The organism is Pseudomonas sp. JS425, from assembly GCF_018223845.1.
GTDB lineage: Bacteria > Pseudomonadota > Gammaproteobacteria > Pseudomonadales > Pseudomonadaceae > Aquipseudomonas > Aquipseudomonas asiatica.
The window spans coordinates 3,461,273-3,483,185 of record NZ_CP073661.1 but is presented as its reverse complement, the minus strand read 5'-3'; the positions used below and the strand labels follow the sequence as shown (position 1 = coordinate 3,483,185).

Genomic DNA, 21,913 nt, shown 5'->3' with positions numbered 1-21,913 from the left:
ATGCGCATGAAGACAATGTTGATCGCAACCCTGCTGGGTGCCAGCGTGGCTGCTCAGGCTGCGCCGAATGACGATGCGCAGGTGCGCCAGGGCGAGTACCTGGCCCGCGCCGGCGACTGCGTCGCCTGCCATACCGCCAAGGGCGGCAAGCCGTTCGCCGGTGGGCTGCCGATGGAAACACCGATCGGCACGGTGTACTCCACCAACATCACCCCGGCGGCCAGTGGTATCGGCCAGTACAGCTTCGAAGACTTCGACCAGGCGGTGCGCAAGGGCATCGGCAAGGATGGCAGCACCCTGTATCCCGCCATGCCATACCCGTCCTATGCGCGCGTCAGCGAGCAGGACATGCAGGCGCTGTATGCCTACTTCATGAAGGGCGTGGAACCGGTCGAGCAGACGAACAAGGCCACCGATATCCCTTGGCCGCTGAGCATGCGCTGGCCGCTGGCGGTCTGGCGCGGGTTGTTCGCGCCAGAGGCCAAGCCCTGGCAGGCATCGGCGGCAGCCGACCCGGTGGTCAACCGCGGTGCCTACCTGGTCGAGGGCCTGGGGCACTGTGGCGCGTGCCATACGCCGCGGGCACTGACCATGCAGGAAAAGGCACTGAGCCCACAGGAGGGCGAGCAGTTCCTGGCTGGCAGTGCACCGCTGGAAGGCTGGATTGCCAAGAACCTGCGTGGCGACCACAAGGACGGCCTGGGTAGCTGGAGCGAAGAGCAGCTGGTGCAGTTTCTCAAGACTGGCCGTAGCGACCGCAGCGCCGTGTTCGGTGGCATGAGCGACGTGGTCGAGCACAGCATGCAACACATGAGCGACGCCGACCTGACCGCTATCGCCCGCTACCTGAAGACGTTGCCGCCAAGCAACCCTGACGACCAGCCGCACGTGTACGACAAACAGGTGGCGGATGCGCTATGGAAGGGTGACGACAGCAAGCCCGGGGCGGCGGTGTACATCGACAATTGCGCGGCCTGCCACCGTACCGATGGCCAGGGCTATACCCGCGTGTTCCCGGCCCTGGCCGGCAACCCGGTGGTGCAGACGGCGGATGCCACATCGCTGATCCACGTAGTATTGGCGGGGGGCACGGTGCCGGCGACGCACGCGGCACCGTCGAACTTCACCATGCCGGCGTTCGGCTGGCGCCTGAGTGACCAGGAGGTTGCCGAGGTGGTGAACTTCATTCGCACCAGTTGGGGTAACCAGGGCAGTGCCGTCACTGCCAGTGACGTGAAATCCCTCCGTTAACTGCATCCCTCTGTCTGCACCCCCAATCCACTGTAGGAGCGGGTTTACCCGCGAATGCGTCGGCACATTCAAAATCGCATTCGCGGGTGAACCCGCTCCCACAGGGTTTTGCATTTACTTTTCTTTATTTATCAGTTAGTTAAATAGAATTCTTATTGCATTTACTACGCATGGATATCGCACTCCCGACCAACGGCATGTTGACGAACGCGTGCGATTTTGCTGTATTGAAACCGGTTTCATCGCTATCACAACAATCATAAGGACAGCCCATGACCGACGCGCCTGCCCATGCCCGCGAACGGGTCACCATCAGCGAAGTAGCGCGTGTCGCTGGCGTTTCCAAGGCCACCGTCTCCCGTTACATCGGCGGTGACCGCCAGTTGCTCGCCGAAGCCACCGCCAAGCGCCTGGAAGAGGTCATCGAGCGCCTCGGTTACCGCCCCAACCAGATGGCCCGTGGCCTGAAGCGCGGCCAGACGCGCCTGATCGGCATGCTGGTGGCCGATATCCTCAACCCCTATTCAGTGGCCGTGATGCATGGCGTGGAAACAGCCTGCCGCCAGCATGGCTACAGCCTGGTGGTGTGCAACACCAACCGCGACGACGAGCAGGAGCGTCACCATCTGGTGGCCCTGCAGTCCTACAACGTCGAAGGGCTGATCGTGAACACGCTTGGCCATCACCCCGGCGAATTGCTCAACCTGCAGCGCGACATCCCCATGGTGCTGGTCGACCGCCAGTTGCCCGAACTGAATGTCGACCTGGTTGGCCTGGACAATGCCGACGCGGTCGAGCAGGCCCTCGACCACCTGCAAGCTCAAGGCTACCGCGACATCCTGGCGGTAACCGAACCTCTCGATGGCACCAGCTCGCGCCTGGAGCGAGTACAGGCGTTCGGATCCTCGGTCAGCCGTCGCCCCGGCATGCGCCAACAGGTGCTGGAGACCGGCACCGGGCTTGATGAGCAGCTGGCTGCGTTCCTCGCCGGCAACGGCCATGGCCCGCAGGCCATCTTTACCTTCAACGGTGTCGCCACCCTGGCCGTGACCCGGGCCCTGCACGAAGCAGGGCGCAATCTGTTCGTGGACGTCGGGCTGATCGCCCTCGACGACCTCGACTGGTACCCCTTGGTCGGCAGCGGCATCACTGCACTGGCCCAGCCCACCGAGCGAATCGGCGTGGCGGCATTCGAGAGTCTGCTTGGCCGCCTGCGCGGCGACAGCGGGGCAGCCCGGCGTATCGACTTCAAGGCCGAGCTGATCATCCGAGGTTCAACCCAGCCACAGTAATCACAGGCAGGCACCTGCGTGCCTGCTGTCATCAAAAAAATGAAACCGGTTTCATAAGGACAAGAACAATGCACTCGAACCCCGTTTCCATCAGCCTCTCCAGCTACGGTGCCGACTTTGTCCGGCAGCGTGGCCAGGAGCAATTCCTTGACCTGCTGGCTGCCGCCGGCGTTACCCGCGTGGAGCTGCGCGAAGAACTGTTCACTTGTGCGCCGGACACTGCAGCGCTGGCTGCAGCCATTGCCGCGCTACGCCTGGAGTGCCTGTATTCCACGCCCCTGGAACTGTGGACCGCACAAGGCGTGCCTGACCCGCAATTGGCGCAGAAGCTTGAAACTGCCCGTGCCCTTGGCGCGGTCGCGCTCAAGGTTTCCCTGGGCCACTACCATGCGGGCTGTGACGTCGCGGCCTTGGCGACGCTGTTGCCGGCGCATGGGCCATTGCTGCTGGTGGAGAACGACCAGACCGCGCATGGTGGACGGATCGAACCCCTACAGCAGTTTTTCCAGCGCGCCGACGAGCTCGGGCTGACCCTGGGCATGACTTTCGACATCGGTAACTGGCAGTGGCAGGGCGAGCCTGCCCGACATGCCGCACGCCAGCTGGGCCGCTGGGTGCGCTATGTGCACTGCAAGGCCGTGCAGTGCCGGGCCGATGGGCGCCTGGTTGCCGTACCGCCAGAGGCATCGGACCTGCAGGAGTGGGCCGAGCTGATGGCCGAGTTCACCCCTGGCGTGGTACGCGCTGTCGAGTACCCGCTGGTGAGCGACGATCTGCTGGCGCTGACCCGTGCCCAGGTGCGCGACCTGGCGGCGCTGGGGCAGGGCGTATCGAGCGAGGAGCTGAGCCATGCATGAGCATGACGTGTTGTGTTTCGGCGAGACCATGGCCATGTTCGTCGCCGAGCAGGCCGGCGACCTGGCCAGTGTCGGCCAGTTCGGCAAGCGCATTGCCGGCGCCGACAGCAACGTGGCCATCGGCCTGGCGCGGCTGGGCTTCAAGGTCCGCTGGCTGAGCCGGGTGGGCGACGATTCGCTGGGCCGTTTCGTGCTCGACAGCCTGCGCCGCGAAGGGCTGGACTGCTCCGGCGTCGAGGTGGATGCCAGCTACCCCACCGGCTTCCAGCTCAAGGCCCGCTGCGATGACGGCAGCGACCCGGCGGTGGAGTACTTCCGCCGTGGTTCGGCAGCCAGCCGGCTGTCACCGGCGCTGCTGCGCCCGGGTTCTCTGCAGGCCCGCCACTTGCACGCCACCGGCATCCCGCCGGCGCTGTCGGACGGCTGCCGGGCGCTGTCGCATGCGTTGATGGACGCCATGCGTGCCGCCGGGCGCAGCATCTCGTTCGACCCCAACCTGCGCCCCTCGCTGTGGCCTGACCAAAGCAGCATGGTGCGCGAAGTCAATGCCCTGGCGGCCAAGGCCGACTGGGTGCTGCCAGGCCTGGAAGAGGGCCGCCTGCTGACCGGGCAGCACACCCCGGCAGACATCGCTGCGTTCTACCTCGACCAAGGGGTGGAACTGGTGGTGATCAAGCTGGGCGACGCCGGTGCCTACTTCCGCAGCGCCAAGGGCGAAGGCCAGGTGGCGCCAGTGCCGGTCAGCCAGGTGGTAGACACCGTTGGCGCCGGCGATGCCTTTGCCGTCGGCGTGCTCAGTGCGCTGCTGGACGGCCACCCGGTAGCCGAGGCAGTGGCGCGTGGCAACTGGTGCGGCAGCCGCGCCGTGCAGTCGCGTGGCGACATGGAAGGGCTGCCGCTGCGCCATGAGCTGCAAGCCCACGACCTGCGCAGAAGCGCCTGAACACTTGACCCGAAACACCTGTTGCAACAAAAACAAAAAGCTCAGGAGAAACGAACCATGCAAAGCCAAAGCCTGGCACCTCGCCGCTGGTGGTACATCATCCCGATCGTGTTCTTCACCTATAGCCTGGCGTACCTGGACCGCGCCAACTACGGGTTCGCCGCCGCTTCCGGCATGGCTGAAGACCTGCATATCACCCCCGCACTGTCTTCGCTGCTGGGGGCACTGTTCTTCCTTGGTTACTTCTTCTTCCAGGTGCCCGGTGCCATCTATGCCGAAAAGCGCAGTGTGAAGAAGCTGATCTTTGTCTGCCTGATCCTCTGGGGCGGCCTTGCCACGCTCACCGGCGTGGTCAGCAACGTCTACATGCTGATCGCCATCCGCTTCCTGCTCGGGGTGGTGGAGGCGGCGGTGATGCCGGCCATGCTGGTGTACCTGTGCCACTGGTTCACCCGCGCCGAGCGTTCGCGCGCCAATACCTTCCTGATCCTCGGCAACCCGGTGACCATCCTGTGGATGTCGGTGGTGTCGGGCTACCTGGTCAAGCATTACGACTGGCGTTGGATGTTCATCATCGAAGGCCTGCCCGCCGTCATCTGGGCGTTCTTCTGGTGGCGCCTGGTGGATGACCGCCCGGCCCAGGTGAACTGGCTGAGCGAGCAGGAAAAGGCCGCCCTGGAACAGGCGCTGGCTGCCGAGCAGCAAGGTATCAAGCCGGTGAAGAACTACCGCGAGGCGTTCCGCTCGCCGCAGGTGATCATCCTTTCGCTGCAGTACTTCTGCTGGAGCATCGGTGTGTATGGCTTCGTGCTGTGGTTGCCGTCGATCCTCAAGCAGGCGGCCAACCTCGACATCGTGCAGGCCGGCTGGTTGTCGTCGGTACCTTACCTGGCGGCGGTGCTGGGCATGGTCGGTGTGTCGTGGGCGTCCGACCGCCTGCAGAAGCGCAAGCGTTTCGTCTGGCCGCCACTGCTGATCGCCGCCGTCGCGTTCTATGGCTCGTACGCCTTGGGCACCGAGCACTTCTGGCTGTCGTACGCGTTGCTGGTGGTCGCCGGCGCCTGCATGTACGCACCCTATGGCCCGTTCTTCGCAATCGTGCCCGAGATCCTGCCGGCCAACGTCGCCGGTGGTGCCATGGCACTGATCAACAGCATGGGCGCGCTGGGCTCGTTCGGTGGCTCGTGGCTGGTGGGTTACCTCAATGGCGTCACCGGCGGGCCTGGTGCCTCCTACCTGTTCATGTGCGGTGCGCTGCTGGCCGCAGTGGCGCTTACCGCCGCACTCAATACTTCCCAGACATCCGGCCGGGCCAAGCGCGGCAACTCGCGTCTGGCCATGAACCATTAGGAACCTGTGCAATGAAGAAGCGAATCGTCCTGTACAAACGCCTGTCCGACGACTTGATGGCACGCCTGCAAGAGCGCGTCGAGGTGACCTGGGTGGATACCTCCCAGCCCGATGGCCTGGCCCGTCTGCGCGATGCCTTGCCGGGGGCGCACGGGCTGCTGGGGGCCAGCCTGCGCCTGGATGCCAGCCTGCTCGACCTGGCGCCACAGCTTGAAGTGGTGTCCAGCGTTTCGGTCGGTGTCGACAACTACGACATCGCCGAACTCAGCCGGCGTGGCGTGATGTTGACCAACACTCCCGACGTGCTGACCGAAACCACCGCCGACACGGGCTTTGCCTTGATCCTGGCCACCGCCAGGCGGGTGGTGGAGCTGGCGAACTGGGTGCGAGACGGGAGCTGGCAGGCCAACCTCGGCCCGGCGCATTTCGGCAGTGATGTGCACGGTAAGACGCTGGGCATCGTCGGCATGGGCCGCATCGGCGAGGCCCTGGCCCGGCGCGCCGCGGCCGGCTTTGGCATGCGTGTGCTGTATCACAGTCAGCGTGCAAAGCCAGAGGTGGAGGCGCGCCATGCTGCGCGTCAATGCAGCCTGGACGAGCTGTTGCAGCAGGCGGATTTCGTTTGCCTGACCGTGCCGCTGAGTGCCAGCACCGAAGGCCTGATCGGCGCGCGGGAGCTGGCGCTGATGAAGCCCCAGGCAATTCTGGTGAACATTTCCCGCGGGCGCGTGGTGGATGAGCCAGCGCTTATCGAAGCGTTGCGTGCCCGGCGCATACGCGGCGCCGGCCTGGATGTGTTCGTGCAGGAGCCGTTGCCGGCGCAGTCGCCGTTGTTGCAGCTGGACAACGTGGTGGCGACCCCGCATATCGGCTCGGCGACCGAGGAAACCCGCCAGGCCATGGCGCGCTGTGCGGTGGACAACCTGCTCAGTGCCCTGGCTGGTGAGCGCCCGGCCAACCTGGTGAATGGCTAAGTTCGCGGGCGCGCCCGCTCCCACAGGTATGGCGCATTCCTTCAGCGGGTGGGCATCCTGTGGGAGCGGCCTTGTGTCGCGAAAGGGCTGCAGGGCAGCCCCCGGAGTCAATGCGATTCTGAACGCTGCGCCTGCGCTGGCGCAGCACTCTCCACCGGCTCCAGCGGTGGGTGCTCCTGCGCCGCGTGCATCAGGTCTTCGGTCACCCGCAGCTCGGCACCGGTCGGCGAGAAGGTGGTCGAAGCTGTGAACGGAGCCGGGTGTTCTGCCGCCGGGCGCTTGCCTCGGCGCCACATGAAGAAGCACACCATGGCCAGGTTGACCACGGCAAAGGCCCAGAACAACCCGGCCTCGCCAAACTCGGTCATCATCGGCGAAATCGCCACCGGCGCCATGGCCGAACCCAGCGAGTTGATCAGCAGCAGGCCCTGGATCATCGGCACCAGTGCATCCGATGGCGCGCGGTCGGCCGCATGGCTGACCGCCACCGGGTAAAGGGTGAACACGCCACCGCCCAGCAAGAACAGCATGGCCGGAAGCAGGATCGAGTCAGACGGCAGGAACACCGTGACCAGCGACAGCAGCACGCACAGCCCGGCCAGGGCGATCAGCACATCCTGGCGGTCCTTGCGGTCAGACCAGCGTCCGACCGGGTATTGCAGCAGCATGGCACCCAGAATTACCCAGGCCATCATGTTGCCGACCTCGCCCACATCCAGGCCGATGCGCTGCAGGTACAGCGGCAGCAGGGCATAGATGCCGGCAATGGCCACACCCGAACCGAAGCAGCCGACCAGGCCCGACGGCGCAACGCCCAGCAACTGGCGCGGCTTGAGCGGTTCGACCTGGTCCAGCAGTGGCGACACCCGCGGCAGGATCACGATGGGCAGTACCGACAGGGCGGCGAGCACGCCGGCCAGCATGAACGGTGCGGTGTCACCCATCTGGGTGATTTCGCCAAGGCCGGCCTGGGCGATGACCCCGGCGCCGTAGAAGGCAATCATGTACAGCGCCAGCAAGCGGCCGCGGATCTTGGCGTCACCGGCCAGCAGCAGCCAGCTTTCGATCACCAGGAACACGCCCACTGCCGCCCAGCCGTTGATCAGGCGCAGCACCGACCACCAGGTGACGTCGTAGAACAGGCCTTGCAGCAGGATGGTCACGGCGATCAGCGAGGCGAAGCTGGTATAGGCGCGGATATGGCCGATGCGCAGGATCAGCCGGTCGTTGAAGATGGCACCCAGGGTCAGGCCGATGAAGTAGGTCGAGGAGACCACACCGATGGTGGTGGCTGATTCGCCGGCAGCGCCCAGGCGCAGGGTGGTGAGGGAAGACATGAAGCCGTTGCCCAGGGCAATGATGAACAGCCCGAGCAGGGGCGCCAGCGCCATGGCCAGCAAACGCGGAGACATAGGTACCTCTAGTTGGATGAGCGGAATGAGCGCCTTTTCGGACGCGCACACCGGCTCGACCCGAACGGGGCCGAGTGGCTGCACGGATGTGCCTGGGCTGGATGCGACGTTGCCGGTTGCCACCGTTCAAGGCGACGGGCGAAAAGGAAGCGCGATTCTACGGGCTTGCGCGGTTTTGCCCAAGGGGCTTGGGTGTGCGACGAGACGCCGCAGTCTGTGGGCGACACGAATGCGTCTTGGGCGGACATCCCGGGGCCGCAAAGCAGCCCCGGCAATACCGAAGACTGCGGCATAATGCGGGGCCCACCCCCAAGGAAGGCCCCCATGTTCGCTTCGCTGTTCGCCGTCCTGGCCCCGGTTTTCATCGTCGCCGGCATCGGCTATGCCTGGGCCCGCAAGGGCCTGGACTACCCCACCGAATTCATCGCCCGGGTGGTGATGACCGTCGGCACCCCGTCGCTGGTGCTGTCCACGCTCAGCCGCACCGAGCTGGACCCGAACGCTTTCACCAGCATGGCCATGGCCTGCCTGCTGTGCACCTTGGGCATGGCCCTGGCCGGCTTGCTGGTGTGCCGCGCTTCGGGCATGCACTGGCGTGTGCTGTTGCCGGCGTTCATGTTCCCCAACACCGGCAACATGGGCCTGCCGATCAGCCTTTATGCCTTTGGCGAACACGGGCTGGCCCTGGCCGTGGCGTTCTTCCTGACACTGTCGATCGTCCAGTTCACCCTCGGCATGGCCATTTCCGGTACTGCGGCTTCGTTCAAGGCACTGCTGCGCAACCCTATCGTGATCAGCCTGGCCGGCGCCATGCCGATCATCTTTCTCGATTTCGAGTTGCCGCGCTGGCTGGCCAATACCGCAGACCTGCTGGGCGGCATGACCATCCCGCTGATGTTGCTGACACTGGGCGTGTCGCTGGCCAGCATTCGCCTGCGCCATGTGGGCAGCGGCATGCTGCTGGGCGGCTTGCGCATTGGCCTGGGGGCTGCTGTAGGCTGGGCGGTAGGTGCGGCGCTGGGCATGGGCAACCTGGAGCGTGCGGTGCTGGTGGTGCAGTCGGCGATGCCGGTGGCGGTTTTCAATTACCTGATGGCGGTGCGCGCCAACCGCGAGCCGGAGCAGGTGGCGAACCTGGTGATGTGTTCTACGGTGTTGTCGTTTGCCTGGTTGCCGGTGGTGCTGGCCTGGTGGATGTAAGTCTGTACCGGCCCTTTCGCGGGTAAACCCGCTCCCACAGGTACTGCGCAGGTCTAAAGGCCTGTGATGGACCTGTGGGAGCGGGTTTACCCGCGAAGAGGCCGGCACGGCAAACGGCTATTTCTCCTGCAACCGCCACCCCTGGCTGGTCAGCACCATCGCCCGGGTTTCCTTGAGCGGTGCGTCATTGCTGGCCACCGCCTTGCCCAGTTCGGCAATGCTGGCCTTGACCCCGTCATCCCCGGCCCAAGCCGGTAACCCGGTGATCTTGTAGGCATAGGTCACATTCGACATCTTCTGCCCGGTCACCTCGCTCGGCTCACTGAACTGCTCGATCGCGGTGACCTGAGCCTTGCCGAAGCACAGCCCGTTATCTGCCTTGTAATACTTGCGGCCTTCGTCGGTGAGGTCATAGGCGTAGTAGATGTCCGTGCGTGCCGCTTGCCACAGGCGGGCGGGCACCTCGGTGCGCGAGATCTCCTTTTCGCTGACCACACCTACCTGGGCCAGGGCATGCAACGCTTTGTTGGTGCCATGGACGTCGAAGTCCTGGGTTCTGGTGGGAAATGAACTGACGACGAAGCAGTGTGGGTACTGGGTATCGAGGTAGGCCTGGGCGGCCTTCTGGAAACTGGCCTCGCTGGTTTCCTCGCTGTTCGAGCAACCGGCCAGGGTTGCCAACAGCGCCAGCGGCACGATCTTCCTGTACATGGTGACACTTCCTTGGGTGACAAAGGCAAACGGGTCGTGCGCGATTAGAACCTACGGGCTAGAGCGGCGCAATCATGGCAAGACGGCATCTCTGTTCACCACAGATCTTGCAAGCTGTGTAAGTACCTGTAGGAGCGGGTTTACCCGCGAAGAGGCCGGTGCAGGCGCTACAAGGCCTTGGCCAGAAACGCCGCAGTGCGGCTTTCAGCACACCCGGCCACCACCTGTGGCGTGCCGCTGACCACCACCTGGCCCCCGGCATCCCCGGCCCCAGGGCCGATGTCGATCACCCAGTCGCTCTGCGCGACCACCCGCATGTCATGCTCGACCACCACCACGCTGTGCCCGCCATCGACCAGGCGGTTGAGCTGCACCAGCAGCCGATCGATGTCTTGCGGATGCAAGCCGTTGGTAGGTTCGTCCAGTACATACAGCGTCGCCCCGCGGGCCATGCGCTGCAGCTCGGTGGCCAGCTTGATGCGCTGCGCCTCGCCGCCGGACAGTTCGGTGGCCGGCTGCCCCAGGCGCAAATAGCCCAGGCCGATGTCCTGCAGCACCTGCAGGCAGCGGCGAGCCGCTGGCTGCTCGGCGAACACTTGCAGGGCCTGGTCGACGGTCAATTGCAGCACCTGCGCGATGTTCATGCCCTGCCAGCTCACCGCCAGGGTTTCCGGGTTGTAGCGAGCGCCATGGCAGGTCGGGCAGGGCGCGTAGACGCTGGGCATGAACAGCAACTCGACACTGACGAAGCCTTCGCCCTCGCAGTTCTCGCAGCGCCCCTTGGCAACGTTGAAGGAGAAACGCCCGGCATCGAAGCCTTGTGCCTTGGCCTGTTCGGTGGCAGCGAACAGCTTGCGTACATGGTCGAACAGGCCGGTGTAGGTGGCCAGGTTGGAACGAGGCGTGCGGCCGATCGGTTTCTGGTCGACCTGCACCAGGCGCTTGATGCTGCCAAGGCCGGCGCTGACAAACCCGCCGCTGGCCTGTTCCGGTTCATCTTCCAGGCTCTGCTCCTCAGGCTCGCTGCGCAGGTCGGCATGGCCCAGGTGCGCCCCCACCAGCTCGAGCAGAGCCTGGCTGACCAGGCTCGACTTGCCCGAGCCGGAAATACCGGTGACGGCGGTAAAGCAACCCAGCGGGAATGCGGCACTGAGGTCGTGCAGATTGTTGCGGCTGATGCCTTCGAGCTTCAGCCAGTCGCGGGCCTGGCGTGGTGTGCGCGTGGCCTGGGCCAATGTACTGAACAGGTAGGCCCGGGTGCATGACTGCTCGACCCGGGCCAGGCCGGCGGGCGGCCCGCTGTAGAGAATGGTGCCGCCATGCTCGCCAGCGGCAGGCCCCACATCCACCAGCCAGTCGGCGCGACGCATGGTATCCAGGTCGTGCTCCACCACATACACCGAATTGCCTGCCTGCTTCAGTCGCTGCAGCGCTTCGAACAGGGCTTCGCTGTCGGCCGGGTGCAAGCCGGCCGACGGCTCGTCCAGCACGTAGATCACGCCGAACAATTGCGAGTTCAGCTGGGTGGCCAGGCGCAGGCGTTGCAGCTCTCCAGAGGACAGGGTAGGGGTGCTGCGCTCCAGGGCCAGGTAGCCCAGGCCCAGGTCGAGCAGGGGACCGATGCGTTCGAGCAGTTCGTTGGCGATGCGTTGCGCGGCGAGGCGTTTTTCCAGGGTCAGGTTGCCGTCGTGCTGCTCCAGATAGCCTGGGGCAGCAACCTGACGGAACACCTCGGCCAGCGCCTGCAACGACAACCGCGACAGCTCGCCTATGTCGCAGCCGGCGAAGGTTACGTCCAGCGCCTCACGCTTGAGGCGCTTGCCCTGGCACTGCGGGCATGGGCTGGGGCGCATGTACTGCGACACACGCTTGCGCATCTGCGCGCTCTGCGAGTGCATGAAGGTGTGCAGCACGTAGCGCCGGGCACCGCTGAAGGTGCCCTGGTAACTCGGCTCGAGCTTGCGCTTGAGCGCAGCGCGGGTTTGCGCCGGGGTCAGGCCGGCATACACCGGCACCGTGGGTGTTTCTTCGGTGTAGAGAATCCAGTCGCGTTGCTGCTGGGGCAGGTCGCGCCAGGGGGTATCGACGTCATAGCCCAGGGTCACCAGAATGTCCCGCAGGTTCTGCCCCTGCCAGGCCATCGGCCAGGCCGCTACGGCCCGCTCGCGGATGGTCAGCGACGGGTCGGGGACCATGGTCGCCTCACTCACTTCATAGACCCGCCCCAGCCCATGGCACTCCGGGCAGGCACCTTGCGGGGTGTTGGGCGAGAAGTCCTCGGCATGCAACATCGGTTGCCCGGCCGGGTAGCTGCCGGCGCGGGAGTAGAGCATGCGGATCGAACTGGACAGGGTAGTCACGCTGCCCACCGAGGAACGTGCACTCGGCGTGCCGCGTTGCTGCTGCAGGGCCACGGCCGGCGGCAGGCCTTCGATGGCGTCGACGTCCGGCACGCCGACCTGATCGATCAGGCGCCGGGCATAGGGCGCCACCGATTCGAAGTAGCGGCGCTGGGCTTCGGCGTAGAGGGTGGAGAAGGCCAGCGAGGACTTGCCCGAGCCGGACACCCCCGTGAATACCACCAGCGCGTCGCGAGGGATATCCACATCGATGTTCTTCAGGTTGTGCTCGCGGGCGCCACGAACGCGAATGAAGCCGGTGGGGGCGGGTGAACGTGGCGGCATCTGAGCGGTCCTTGGCGGTTGAGAGCACTCACGTTAGCAGTATTTGTGGTGCCTGTACCGGCCTCTTCGCGGGTAAACCCGCTCCCACAGGGACCGCGTACAACCTGGGCGGAGCGGGTTTACCCGTGAACAGGCCGGTGTAGCCGATACAGCATCAGGATCTTGGCTCGCGGGTGCCCAGCACGTCGCGAATGTTGTCCACCACGTTGCTGTCCTTGATCACATCGCTCAGCCAGCCTTCCAGCGGCATGTTGCCCCACTTGATGGCGCGTTCGATCAGGTAGGGCACCGGGCTTTGCGGTTCGCTCTGCTTGAAGAACTGGGCGATACCCGCAAGCATGGTGAAGGCTTCGTCGCGGGTCAGTGGCGTCGTGCGCATCGGCGCAGGCGTGGTGGCCTGGACGGGTGTGTTCATCGGTTCACCTGCTTCGCTGGTGGGGGCAACAGTGGCTTCGGGCTCTGCCGCTGCCGCAGTGGCGGGGTGCAGTTCGACGCCGCGGTCCTTGAGCAGTTTTTCAGCCAGCTGGCTGGCGCGCGACAGCATGTCGGCAAGGCTGGCAAAGCTGGGCGCCTCATGGCCGAACAGGCGGTCGGCACTGGCTTGCAGGGCTTTGCAGGCCTCCAGGCTGGCGGCGATCTGCAGGGCCTTGGTGCGCAGGTGTTCGGTGTCGCTGAGCGCCACCGAGCGCTGGAAGATTTCGGCGTTGATCTTGCCTTCGTTCAGCGCGGTCTGCATTGCCTTGGGGTTCTGCAAGGCAAGGTTTTCTACGTAGCGTGATTCGTCATAGCGCAACACGCCAAAATTCTGCCCTTGGGTAATGGGCAAGCCACCGGCAATGTCGGTGAGCGTGGTCTTCAGCCAGGACAGCCGCGCAGCGCGTTCGTCCAGGCCATCTTCGAGTGTTGGGTACAGCGTGTCCCAGAATGCTTCCAGTACCTGTTCGGTCAGCCGAAGGCCAAAGGTGATGCCTTCGAAATGTTCACGCTGGGCCAACCCTTCGCTGAGCCAGGCTACCAGCATCAGGTCCTTGCTTTGCTGCGCCAGCCCTTGGGCCGACAGGTTGACCACCTGCTCCCAGTCGGCGGTCTTCAGGTCGGTTTGCCAGTCGCCCTGGGTCAGGTAGTCAGGGTCTGCCCGGCGTGCCTCCTTGATCTGGTCGAACAAGGCAGAGAAGCTCAAGTCTTCGCCACTGCCACCCTCGATGGGTGCGGTCAGCGTTGCCAGCGAAAGGTCATTGAGGATTTCAGGCATAAAACACTCTGGTCATGGCAGATGAACAGCGTGCCAGGTCACCTGGCACGCTGTGGGATGTGGGCCGCCGTAGCGGCCCCCGGGTACGCAGGTTATCAGGCAAACACTTTGTTCGCGGTGCGGTCCCAGCCGCCGACGATGTTGCCGCCAGCCTGGCCGTCGGTGCGGTTCTGCTGGGTGTAGGTGGTCTTGATGCGGGCGAAGTTGAAGCTGATTTCTTCGACCGGCAGGTCGCTCACAGCCTTGTCTTCACCGTTCTGGTTGCCACCGGCGATGAAGCGCACCGAGGACACCACGACTTCTTCCATGTCGATGGTCAGGTAGGTGACCTTGTCACCACCGGCGCGGTTCACGTTCAGCTTCAGCTTGGCGATGTGCTTGCCGGTGCAGCAGTGTTCGAACAGCTTGGCCGAAGCCTTGTCGACCGCCTTGCGGATCTTGAAGTCGCTCAGGGCAACACGCTCGGACGACGCACCGCCCGAGGAGCTGGCGGTAGCCGAGGTGGCCTGGGTGGCGCCGTACTCGTAGCCCAGCACTTCGATCCAGTCCTTGTGCTTTGCATCCAGTACTTCGCCCGGGATGCCGTCGATTTGGATATACGCGTCAAATGCCATTGTGAAACTCTCCATTAACAACATTTAAAGGGTTGCTCATGCGCCCCTTGGTTTTGACCTCGCCGAACCTGTCGGCAGAGGTAGCTTTCCGCCACCCGGGCCTCCTCCTGTGAGGCCCGGGTAGCCGGTTCTTGCAGCGGGCTTCAGTTGAGCCCGCGTACTTCGATTTCCACCCGGCGGTTGGGCTCCAGGCACTTGATCAGTTGCGCTCGCGGTTGCTGCAGGTCGCAGTTGACCAGCGGCTTGCGGCTGCCTTCGCCCTGGGCGACCACCAGTTCGGCAGGTACGCCCTTGCCGACCAGGTAGGTGCGAATGGTCTGCGCCCGCTGTTTCGAAACCTGCAGGTTGCCTTGGCTGTCGCCGAGCTGGTCGGCGTGGCCGGAAATGATGATCTTGCCGATGTCGGGCGTGTTCAGCAGTTTGCTGGCGATCGCGCTCAGCTGGCGCTGGCCCTCGCTCTTCAGGCTCTGGAAGTCGGCCCGGCCGAAAGCGAACAGGGTGTCGGACTCCAGCGTGATGGTCTCGATCGAACGCAGCGACTGGGCGCGCAGGCTGTCGATGTAATTGCGCGAACTGGACATCAGGAAGGCGTTGTCGAGGATACGCGGCACATCCGGCTCACGAATCTGGTCGCTGTAGAAGGTGATCTGGCGGCTGGCGTACAGGTAGTCCTGGTTGCCGCCGGCCTCGCTGGCGGCCGCGGCCATGCTCTTGCCGGTATGGCGGGCGATGGCCGGGTACCAGTAGTCGGGCAGGTGCGCCTTGAGAAACGCCGGGTCGGCGTTTTCGCGTCGGGCCGGCGAGAGCATCACGTAGGTATCCAGCGCCGCCTTGCCGAAGTCGGCGATCGACTGCGCGCGGTTGTCATGTGGCAGCGCCTCGGCCTCGACGCTGTCCACGCCGCTCACAGGCTGCAGTTCGCGGGTGTTGCGCTGGTACACCTTGATCGTGGTCAGCAGGTACAGGGTGCGGGTCAGGTTGTCTGCCGTGGGCTTGAGCATCACGTTCTGCAGCGTGGCGAAGTAACGGCTGCGCAGCAGCGGCTCGACCTCATGGCCCTGGTACAGGCCCAGGCGCATGCCCAGCGGCACGCCCTGTTCGCGGTGCTGCCGATAGTAGTGCTCGGCCCAGAAGCGCAAGCGGTCAAGGCTATGCCAGGCGGCGTACTGGCCGCGGGCAGCCTGGTCGTCGGCCTTGGCCTGGGCCAGTTCTCCGGCGATGCTGGCCAGGGTGGCGCGGTTGTTCAGGTACGACCAGCCCCACAGGCTGCACAGCACCAGGGCTGCCAGGCCGGTGGCGGCAACCCAGCCCGCCTTGCGCCGGCGCTCCCGCGTGTTGCTGGTGTACAGCGCCACCAGGTGCTGGTCGGGGATGATCACCTTGCGGAACAGGCTGTTGATGAACAGCGGCGCCGGCTGGCTGACGGCAGTGGCGGTGCCTTCGGCATGTTCGAGGGCGAAGCGTTCGGCCACATGCTGGCCGTGGCTGCCCCACAGGGCTTCATCGGCCTGCAGTGCGGCAGTGAAATAGAAACCGCGCAGCATTTCGGCGTTCTGGTACGGGTTGGCGCGCAGCAGGCTGTCGACGAATTGTTGCAGGCGCGGCTTGAGTGCGGCCAGCTCCAGCGGGAAGCGATAGGCCGCATTGTTCTGCCGGGTTACCTGAATATCTTGCTGCACCAGTTGCTGGTTCGCCACCTGCTGCCAGTAACCGGTCAGCTCGTCCATCGCCTTGCCGAAACGCTGGCCCCAGTCGGCCTGTTCGTAACCCTTGTGCGAGAAGGTCTTGCCCATCACCTCGCCACGCGCGGCGTCGTCAAGCTGGCGATAGAACGGGGTGAAGCCGGGAATCAGGTCGCACTTGGTGAACACCAGGTAGATCGGCAGGCGCACTTCCAGCAGCGCGCAGCTTTCCTGGATCCGTTCACGCAGGCGCTTGGCCACGCGGTCCTGGTCCTCGGCCGAGCCATGCAGGATGTCGGCGATGCTGACGCTGACGATCAAGCCGTTGAGAGGGCGGCGTTGGCGATGCTGGCGCAACAGCTGCAGGAAGCCGCGCCACTTGCCGGCTTCTTCGGGGCTGTTCATGTAGCGCCCGGCGGTATCCAGCAGCACGGCTTCGGAGCTGAAGAACCAGTCGCAGTTGCGCGTGCCGCCAAGCCCCGCAACCCGTGCGCCTTCGCGTTCGGCATAGGGGAAGTTCAGGCCCGACTGCAGGATCATCGTGCTCTTGCCGGCAGCCGGCTGACCGATCACCAGGTACCAGGGCAGGGCGTACAGCGCGTCCTTGGCCGAGGTGCCGCGAGGTGTGTTGCTGCGCAGGCGCTCGATGCTCTGCAGCAGGCGTTCGCGCAGCAGGCTTACTTCTTCGCGGTCGGCGGGGGTGGCGTTGAGTACCGCCTGGTCGGCATCGTCGCGCAGTAACCCTTCGAGGTTGTGGTGCTGGCCGGCGCCGCGATAAAGCAGCAGTACATAGCCTGCCGACAGCAGCAGGAACACGCCGATACCGGCCAGCAGGCTATGCAGCGAGGCGAAGCCCAGGGCGCAGCCGATGGCCCAGACCAGGAAGATCGCCAGGAAGAACGCCACTCCCAGCAGGTAGGGTTGGTAGCGCAGGCAGTAGTACTTGATCTTGTTCATACAGGCGTCGCATCCAGCGCATCGACGAATTGGCCGATGACATGTTCAAGAGATCGGTCGTAATCGTGCAGCCGTGGCGCTACCGTCAGCGGGTCGAGCGGCTCCAGATGCTGACCTGCTTCGGCGCAACCACTGAGCAGGCGGTAGGCACAGTTGGCGTGGCGCGACGGCAGGCAGTACAGCCGTGGCTTCATGAAATCGTCGGCCAGCAGGCTCACCGCCGGCACGCCGGGCTGCCGGCTCATGCGGGTCAGCCAGGTCAGCCAGAGGTCGGCGGTAGGGTTTTTCAGGCCGCGTTCGGCCGGCAAGGGCAGCTCGATGCCACCGGCGAAATCGTTGTGCAGCACGGCTCGGCTTGCCTGCAGTAGCGCAAGCGCCTTGTCACTTTTGAAGTCCGGCCAGGAGCGCAGCAGGGCGCGGGCGACATCGGCCAAGCTGAAATCCTTGAGGAATTTGGCGTGCACCTGGCGGAACAGGTCGAGGTCCTGGGCCTGCAGCGGCCGCAGGGCCTTGATGCGTTCGAACAGGCTGGCGCAGTCAGCGCCCTGCACCGCCTGGTGCAGCATCGGCTTGATCTGCGCGCTGAACAGCTCGCCGAGGGTGAACGGGTTCACCAGCATCGTGGCTCCCTCGCCCTTGAGCAACTGGAAGATGAAGAACGGGTAGCGTCGCTGGCTGGCATCCCGCGAGCTGAGCAGGCCACCCAGCAGCCAGTTGCCGTTGCTCGCGCGGTAATTGAAGAAGCACATCGGCAGTGCGTCGAACAATGCCTGCCAGTCTTCGCGGTGGCGCATGGCCGCCAACGCAGACTGCAGCCAGGCGTCGAACTCGCAGACTTCTTCCGCCGCGCCATGCAGGCTGACGAAGTCTGCGCTCGACGGCAGCTTGCCGAAGCAACCGATCATTGGGCGCCCCTGTCGTTGAGGGCGCTCAGCGCCTTGACATCACCCAGGTCGGTCAGTTTCACCCCACCGAAGTTACGCACTACAAGGCTCACGCGGCCGCTGGCGGTGTTCCAGCTGAAGCGTTGCTGAATGCCGTCCAGGTCCTCGACCCGGGCGCTTTCGTTCATGCGCAGCAGGCCCCAGCGCCCGGGGAAGTCGAACACGGTGACCCGCGCGCCACTGAGGGTGACCACATCCAGGCGGGCACCCGGAGCGTTGCTGGTGCCCGGCCAGGCGAAGCGGTTCCAGCTACTGCGGCCGTTGCGGTAGTGCTGTTCCTGGCCATCGAGGGTGAACACGATGTCGGTGAAGTTGGCAGAAGGTTCCAGCATGATTTCGAAGCCGTTGTCACGGTCCGACAGGCTGGCGATCACCTGGCCCACGGAGCTGGCCTTGTCGATGCTGTTGAGCATGCCTGGGTTGACCAGCGCCGGTGCCTTGCCGTCGCCCACACCCAGGCCTTCACCCCCGGCCAGATTGCCGATTTCGTTGCGCTTGAAGGCCGGCAGCAGGCCGCTGTCGGGGTCGACGAAGCGCTGCAGGTCCTTTACCGACGCCTCGTTGCGGCTGCTGCCGGCAATCGGGTAGCGGTGTGCCATGACCTGTTCCCAAGGCTTGGCGATCTGCTGGGCCCAGGCCTTGGCGATCTGCTGGCCGGCCGGGTCGCGCAGGGTCGCCCAGGTATACTGGATAGGCAGGCTGAACAGCCCCTGCAGCGAGCGCGACAGGCCGTCCTGGCTGGTGTCGACGCTGCTTTCCACGTAGTTGCGCACGGTGGTGACTTCGCTCGGCTGGCCTTCCAGGGTCTCGCTGATCAGCTGCTTGCTGCTCTTGCCCACATCCTGCGAACGCTGGATGTTGTTCATGCGTACCTTGAGCTTGCGCAAGGCGGCCAGGTAGCGGTCCATGATGGTGCTGTCGGCGCCTTCGGCGTTGTTTACGGCAAATACCCGCGCCACCGGTTCGAAGCGCTTGGCCAGGCTGCCGTCGTCCACCGCCGGCAGGGCCGGGGCGACATTGGCGGGCAGGGCGTCCTTGGTGTCGAGCAGGCCGGAGACCTTGCTCCAGAAGCCGTCATCGCGGGTACTACCGGGGGCCGGGATGGCGTGCTTGACCGGCAGGTCCCACTGGGTGTTGTCATGGACCGCCGCCAGCAGGTTCTTCACCGGCGAGTTCTGCACATCGCTGAGCAGCCCCAGCTGCTGGGAGGCCGAGGCCAGGTCGGCGAAGTGGCGTACCCCCACGCTGCTGACCATCTTGTACCAGGCCTGGGTGTAGTCGCGTTTGTAGCGGGTCATGAACTCGCGCACGAAGTTGGCCTTTTGCACGATGGCATCGCCACCTTCACCGTCCAGCACCCAGTCCGACTCGTTGCGCAGGTTGCCCGACACCAGCTTGATCAGTTCCGGCTTGACGAAGGTGTCCCAGCCCTGGCGGGTATAGATTGCCGGTACGCCAGCAGAGCCATACAGCAACGCGCGGCCCGGTTGCGGCACCAGGTCGTTCAGGCTCAGTGCTGGGAACTGGCGGCTCGACTCGAGTTGCAGGCGCAGGTACTCGCGATCGACCAGCGAGCTGGAGATCATGAACGACTTGAGATTCTGCCGGGTTTCGTTGATCAGCTGTTCGTTACGCGGCAACGACGGCGCCTGGCCTTGTTCCAGCAACTGTACGTAAAGCGGGGCATTTTCTGCGATCACGGCTGCGTCGGCCGGAGTGCCTTCGGTGGCGGCGCTGGCCCAGGCCTGGGGCAGGTTGGCAGCGACGAAGGCCGGGTCCGGATGGCCTTGGGGCTCGGTCAGCAACAGGTACAGCTTGAGGGTGTTGTAGGCATCGATGATCGAGGCCACCTGCTGTTCGTCGAGGCGCCCGAGCATTTCTTCGGACAGTGACAGGCCACCGGTGGTGGCAGACAGCTCGGCGGCATCGCTGGCGGTGGCCAGGTTGACCTTGGCGGCATAGGCACCGGCGCGGCTGTTGCCCAGCGCAGCCTGGGCCTTGGCTGCAATGGCCGGGGCCAGCGGCTTGCCATTGCGTTTTTTCGGTGTCGGGGCCGGGGTGAATTCCAGCTCCTGGTTGATACCGTTGGCGAAGGTGTTGAAGGCCCGCATCTGCACTTGCAGGCTGCGTGCGATCGGCTCCAGCGCCTGGCTGCGCAGTTGCGCCAGGTAGGCGGTGCGAGTCACCTGGTGGATGGCTTCGCCATGGTACAGGCCACCCCCCAACTGCAGTGGTACACCCTGCAGGCGATGGTTTTCGACGCGGGCCATCTGTTCGCGCAGCACTTCCAGGCCCTTGCCAGCGGCCAGCTGCTGCTCGCGGTCTTCTGCCTGCTCGATCTGCGCCAGCTGCCCGCGCAGGCTGTCCAGCCATTGGCGGTTATTGGTGAACGACAGTGCCTGCCAACCGATGAACAGCAACCCGGTGGCGGCGGCCAGGCCCAGCAGCAGCGGGCTGAACGCAGCCTGGCGGCCCAGGCGCGACTGGTACAGGGTCAGGTCGCGATCGGGGAATATCACCTGGCGGAAGGTGTCGGTGATGAAGTAGCTGCGGTTGCCCGCGGCCTTGCCGACGTTCTCGGCGTGCTCATCGTAGGCGGCTTGCAGGGCGAATTCGTCGGCGATGACGTCTTCGTATACCTGGCCCAGCTGCTGCCCGGTCTGCAGGGCACTGGTGAAGTACAAGCCGCGCAGCAGCAGCGGGGCACCGCCGCGATGGCCGCGGGTGAAGTGCTCCAGGAACTGCTCGAGGACACCGCTGAGTGCGGCGAAGTATTGCGGGAAGTTCAACAGGGTGCTGTCGGCTTCGGCACCGAGGGCGATCACCTGCGCGTCGACATGCTGGCGAATGTGGTTCTGCAGGTTGCCCAGGCGCGTCTGCAGCACGGCGTGCAGGCCGTTGTTGCGGATTTCCGACAGGCCGAAGGTCATGCCCAGCGGTTGCTGGCGTTCATGCAGATCGAGGCCGTCGAACGCCTGGCTGAAGCCCGGCAACTGGTCGGTCTTGCTCAGCATCAGGTAGACCGGCGGGTTGGCGTCGAGGCACTCGGCATACTCTTCCACCCGCGCCACCAGCTGGGCCGCCAGGGCATTGCGTTCGTCGCTGTTGGCCGCCAGCAGCTCGGGCAGGCTGACCACCATTACCAGGCCATTGATCGCTGCCTTGCCGCGCTGCTTGCGCAGCATGCGCAGGAAGGCCGAGAACTCGCTGGCCGACTGGTCATCACGCAAATAGCGGCCGGCGGTGTCGATCATTACCGCGTCGGGGCTGAAGTACCAGTCGCAGTGCTGGGTGCCGCTTTCGCTGTCGTTGGCCGTGGCAATGCTGGCCGACAGGCCGGAATGGGTCAGCAGCGAGGTCTTGCCGGCTGCCGACATGCCAACCACCAGGTACCAGGGCAAATCGGACAGTGCCGCCTTGCCACCGCCTCCAGCGGAGCGGTCGGTGCGCAACATGGCAATGGCATGCTTGAGGCGTTCGCGCAGCACCTGCTGGTCACGGAACTCGCCAGTGGCATTCCACGAGCGATCAACCTCGATCTGCAGCAGGTTCTCCAGGTTGTGCTCGGCGCGAATGCGCTGGTATTGGCGCAGCACGATCACCAGCAGGAAGCAGGCGCTGATGATTGCCAGTGCTTCGGGCAGGTGCTGTTGCAGCCATGGCAGCAACGGGGCGACCAACCAGCAGGTCAACAGGCTCGCCAGCCACAGCAGCAGCAGGAGAAACCAGAAATTCTTCAAAAGGCGCAATAATGTTTTCATGTCTTCCTGACTCGGCTACCTGACGTTTG

At 64.8% G+C, this 21,913-nt stretch carries 15 protein-coding genes; 7 read left to right on the top strand and 8 right to left on the bottom strand.

What is annotated here, in order from left to right:
* Positions 1-6 precede the first annotated feature (6 nt).
* The 6 genes from KDB76_RS16310 (at position 7) to KDB76_RS16285 (ending at position 6,667) form a co-directional block, all read left to right on the top strand.
* The gene (locus KDB76_RS16310) at positions 7-1,251 is read left to right on the top strand and encodes a cytochrome c (RefSeq protein ID WP_024087188.1); all 1,245 of its coding nucleotides are present in this window, start codon (positions 7-9) and stop codon (positions 1,249-1,251) included.
* 272 nt (positions 1,252-1,523) lie between these two features.
* A complete protein-coding gene (gene ptxS / locus KDB76_RS16305) occupies positions 1,524-2,543 on the top strand; it encodes a transcriptional regulator PtxS (RefSeq protein WP_013972769.1) in 1,020 nt (339 codons plus the stop codon).
* 68 nt (positions 2,544-2,611) lie between these two features.
* A complete protein-coding gene (locus KDB76_RS16300) occupies positions 2,612-3,400 on the top strand; it encodes a TIM barrel protein (protein ID WP_013972768.1) in 789 nt (262 codons plus the stop codon).
* On the top strand, positions 3,393-4,343 hold the full coding sequence (locus KDB76_RS16295; RefSeq protein WP_015270507.1) for a sugar kinase: 951 nt from the start codon (positions 3,393-3,395) through the stop codon (positions 4,341-4,343). Before KDB76_RS16300 ends, KDB76_RS16295 begins: the two co-directional genes overlap by 8 nt.
* Before the next feature lie 57 nt (positions 4,344-4,400).
* A complete protein-coding gene (locus KDB76_RS16290; RefSeq protein ID WP_023663526.1) occupies positions 4,401-5,693 on the top strand; it encodes an MFS transporter in 1,293 nt (430 codons plus the stop codon).
* Positions 5,694-5,704: 11 nt separating this feature from the next.
* On the top strand, positions 5,705-6,667 hold the full coding sequence (locus tag KDB76_RS16285; protein WP_013972765.1) for a D-glycerate dehydrogenase: 963 nt from the start codon (positions 5,705-5,707) through the stop codon (positions 6,665-6,667).
* Between the two features lie 107 nt (positions 6,668-6,774).
* Here KDB76_RS16285 and KDB76_RS16280 read toward each other — a convergent pair whose 3' ends face one another.
* Positions 6,775-8,079 carry an MFS transporter gene (locus KDB76_RS16280; protein ID WP_023663517.1) on the bottom strand — a complete coding sequence of 435 codons (1,305 nt, stop codon included), beginning with the start codon at positions 8,077-8,079 and terminating at the stop codon, positions 6,775-6,777.
* Between the two features lie 324 nt (positions 8,080-8,403).
* Here KDB76_RS16280 and KDB76_RS16275 point away from each other — a divergent pair, with 324 nt between their 5' ends.
* Complete coding sequence (locus KDB76_RS16275) at positions 8,404-9,279, top strand: AEC family transporter (RefSeq protein ID WP_013972763.1); 876 nt, start codon at positions 8,404-8,406, stop codon at positions 9,277-9,279.
* 117 nt (positions 9,280-9,396) lie between these two features.
* On the opposite strand, the gene KDB76_RS16270 is transcribed toward KDB76_RS16275, so the two are convergent.
* From KDB76_RS16270 to KDB76_RS16240, 7 genes are all read right to left on the bottom strand, one after another.
* Entirely contained in the window at positions 9,397-9,990 is a 594-nt protein-coding gene (locus KDB76_RS16270; RefSeq protein WP_038409692.1) for a hypothetical protein, read from the bottom strand.
* Between the two features lie 167 nt (positions 9,991-10,157).
* On the bottom strand, positions 10,158-12,674 hold the full coding sequence (gene uvrA / locus KDB76_RS16265) for an excinuclease ABC subunit UvrA (protein WP_038409691.1): 2,517 nt from the start codon (positions 12,672-12,674) through the stop codon (positions 10,158-10,160).
* A 154-nt stretch (positions 12,675-12,828) separates the two neighbouring features.
* The gene (tssA, locus tag KDB76_RS16260; protein ID WP_013972760.1) at positions 12,829-13,926 is read right to left on the bottom strand and encodes a type VI secretion system protein TssA; all 1,098 of its coding nucleotides are present in this window, start codon (positions 13,924-13,926) and stop codon (positions 12,829-12,831) included.
* 95 nt (positions 13,927-14,021) lie between these two features.
* The gene (locus tag KDB76_RS16255) at positions 14,022-14,540 is read right to left on the bottom strand and encodes a type VI secretion system tube protein Hcp (RefSeq protein ID WP_013972759.1); all 519 of its coding nucleotides are present in this window, start codon (positions 14,538-14,540) and stop codon (positions 14,022-14,024) included.
* A 143-nt stretch (positions 14,541-14,683) separates the two neighbouring features.
* The gene (tssM, locus tag KDB76_RS16250; protein ID WP_038409690.1) at positions 14,684-17,179 is read right to left on the bottom strand and encodes a type VI secretion system membrane subunit TssM; all 2,496 of its coding nucleotides are present in this window, start codon (positions 17,177-17,179) and stop codon (positions 14,684-14,686) included.
* Entirely contained in the window at positions 17,176-18,084 is a 909-nt protein-coding gene (tagF, locus tag KDB76_RS16245; protein ID WP_013972757.1) for a type VI secretion system-associated protein TagF, read from the bottom strand. The genes tssM and tagF overlap by 4 nt, the downstream gene beginning before the upstream one ends.
* Positions 18,081-21,884, bottom strand: a complete 3,804-nt coding sequence (locus tag KDB76_RS16240) for a type VI secretion protein IcmF/TssM N-terminal domain-containing protein (protein ID WP_038409689.1) — start codon at positions 21,882-21,884, stop codon at positions 18,081-18,083. Before KDB76_RS16240 ends, tagF begins: the two co-directional genes overlap by 4 nt.
* Positions 21,885-21,913 lie beyond the last annotated feature (29 nt).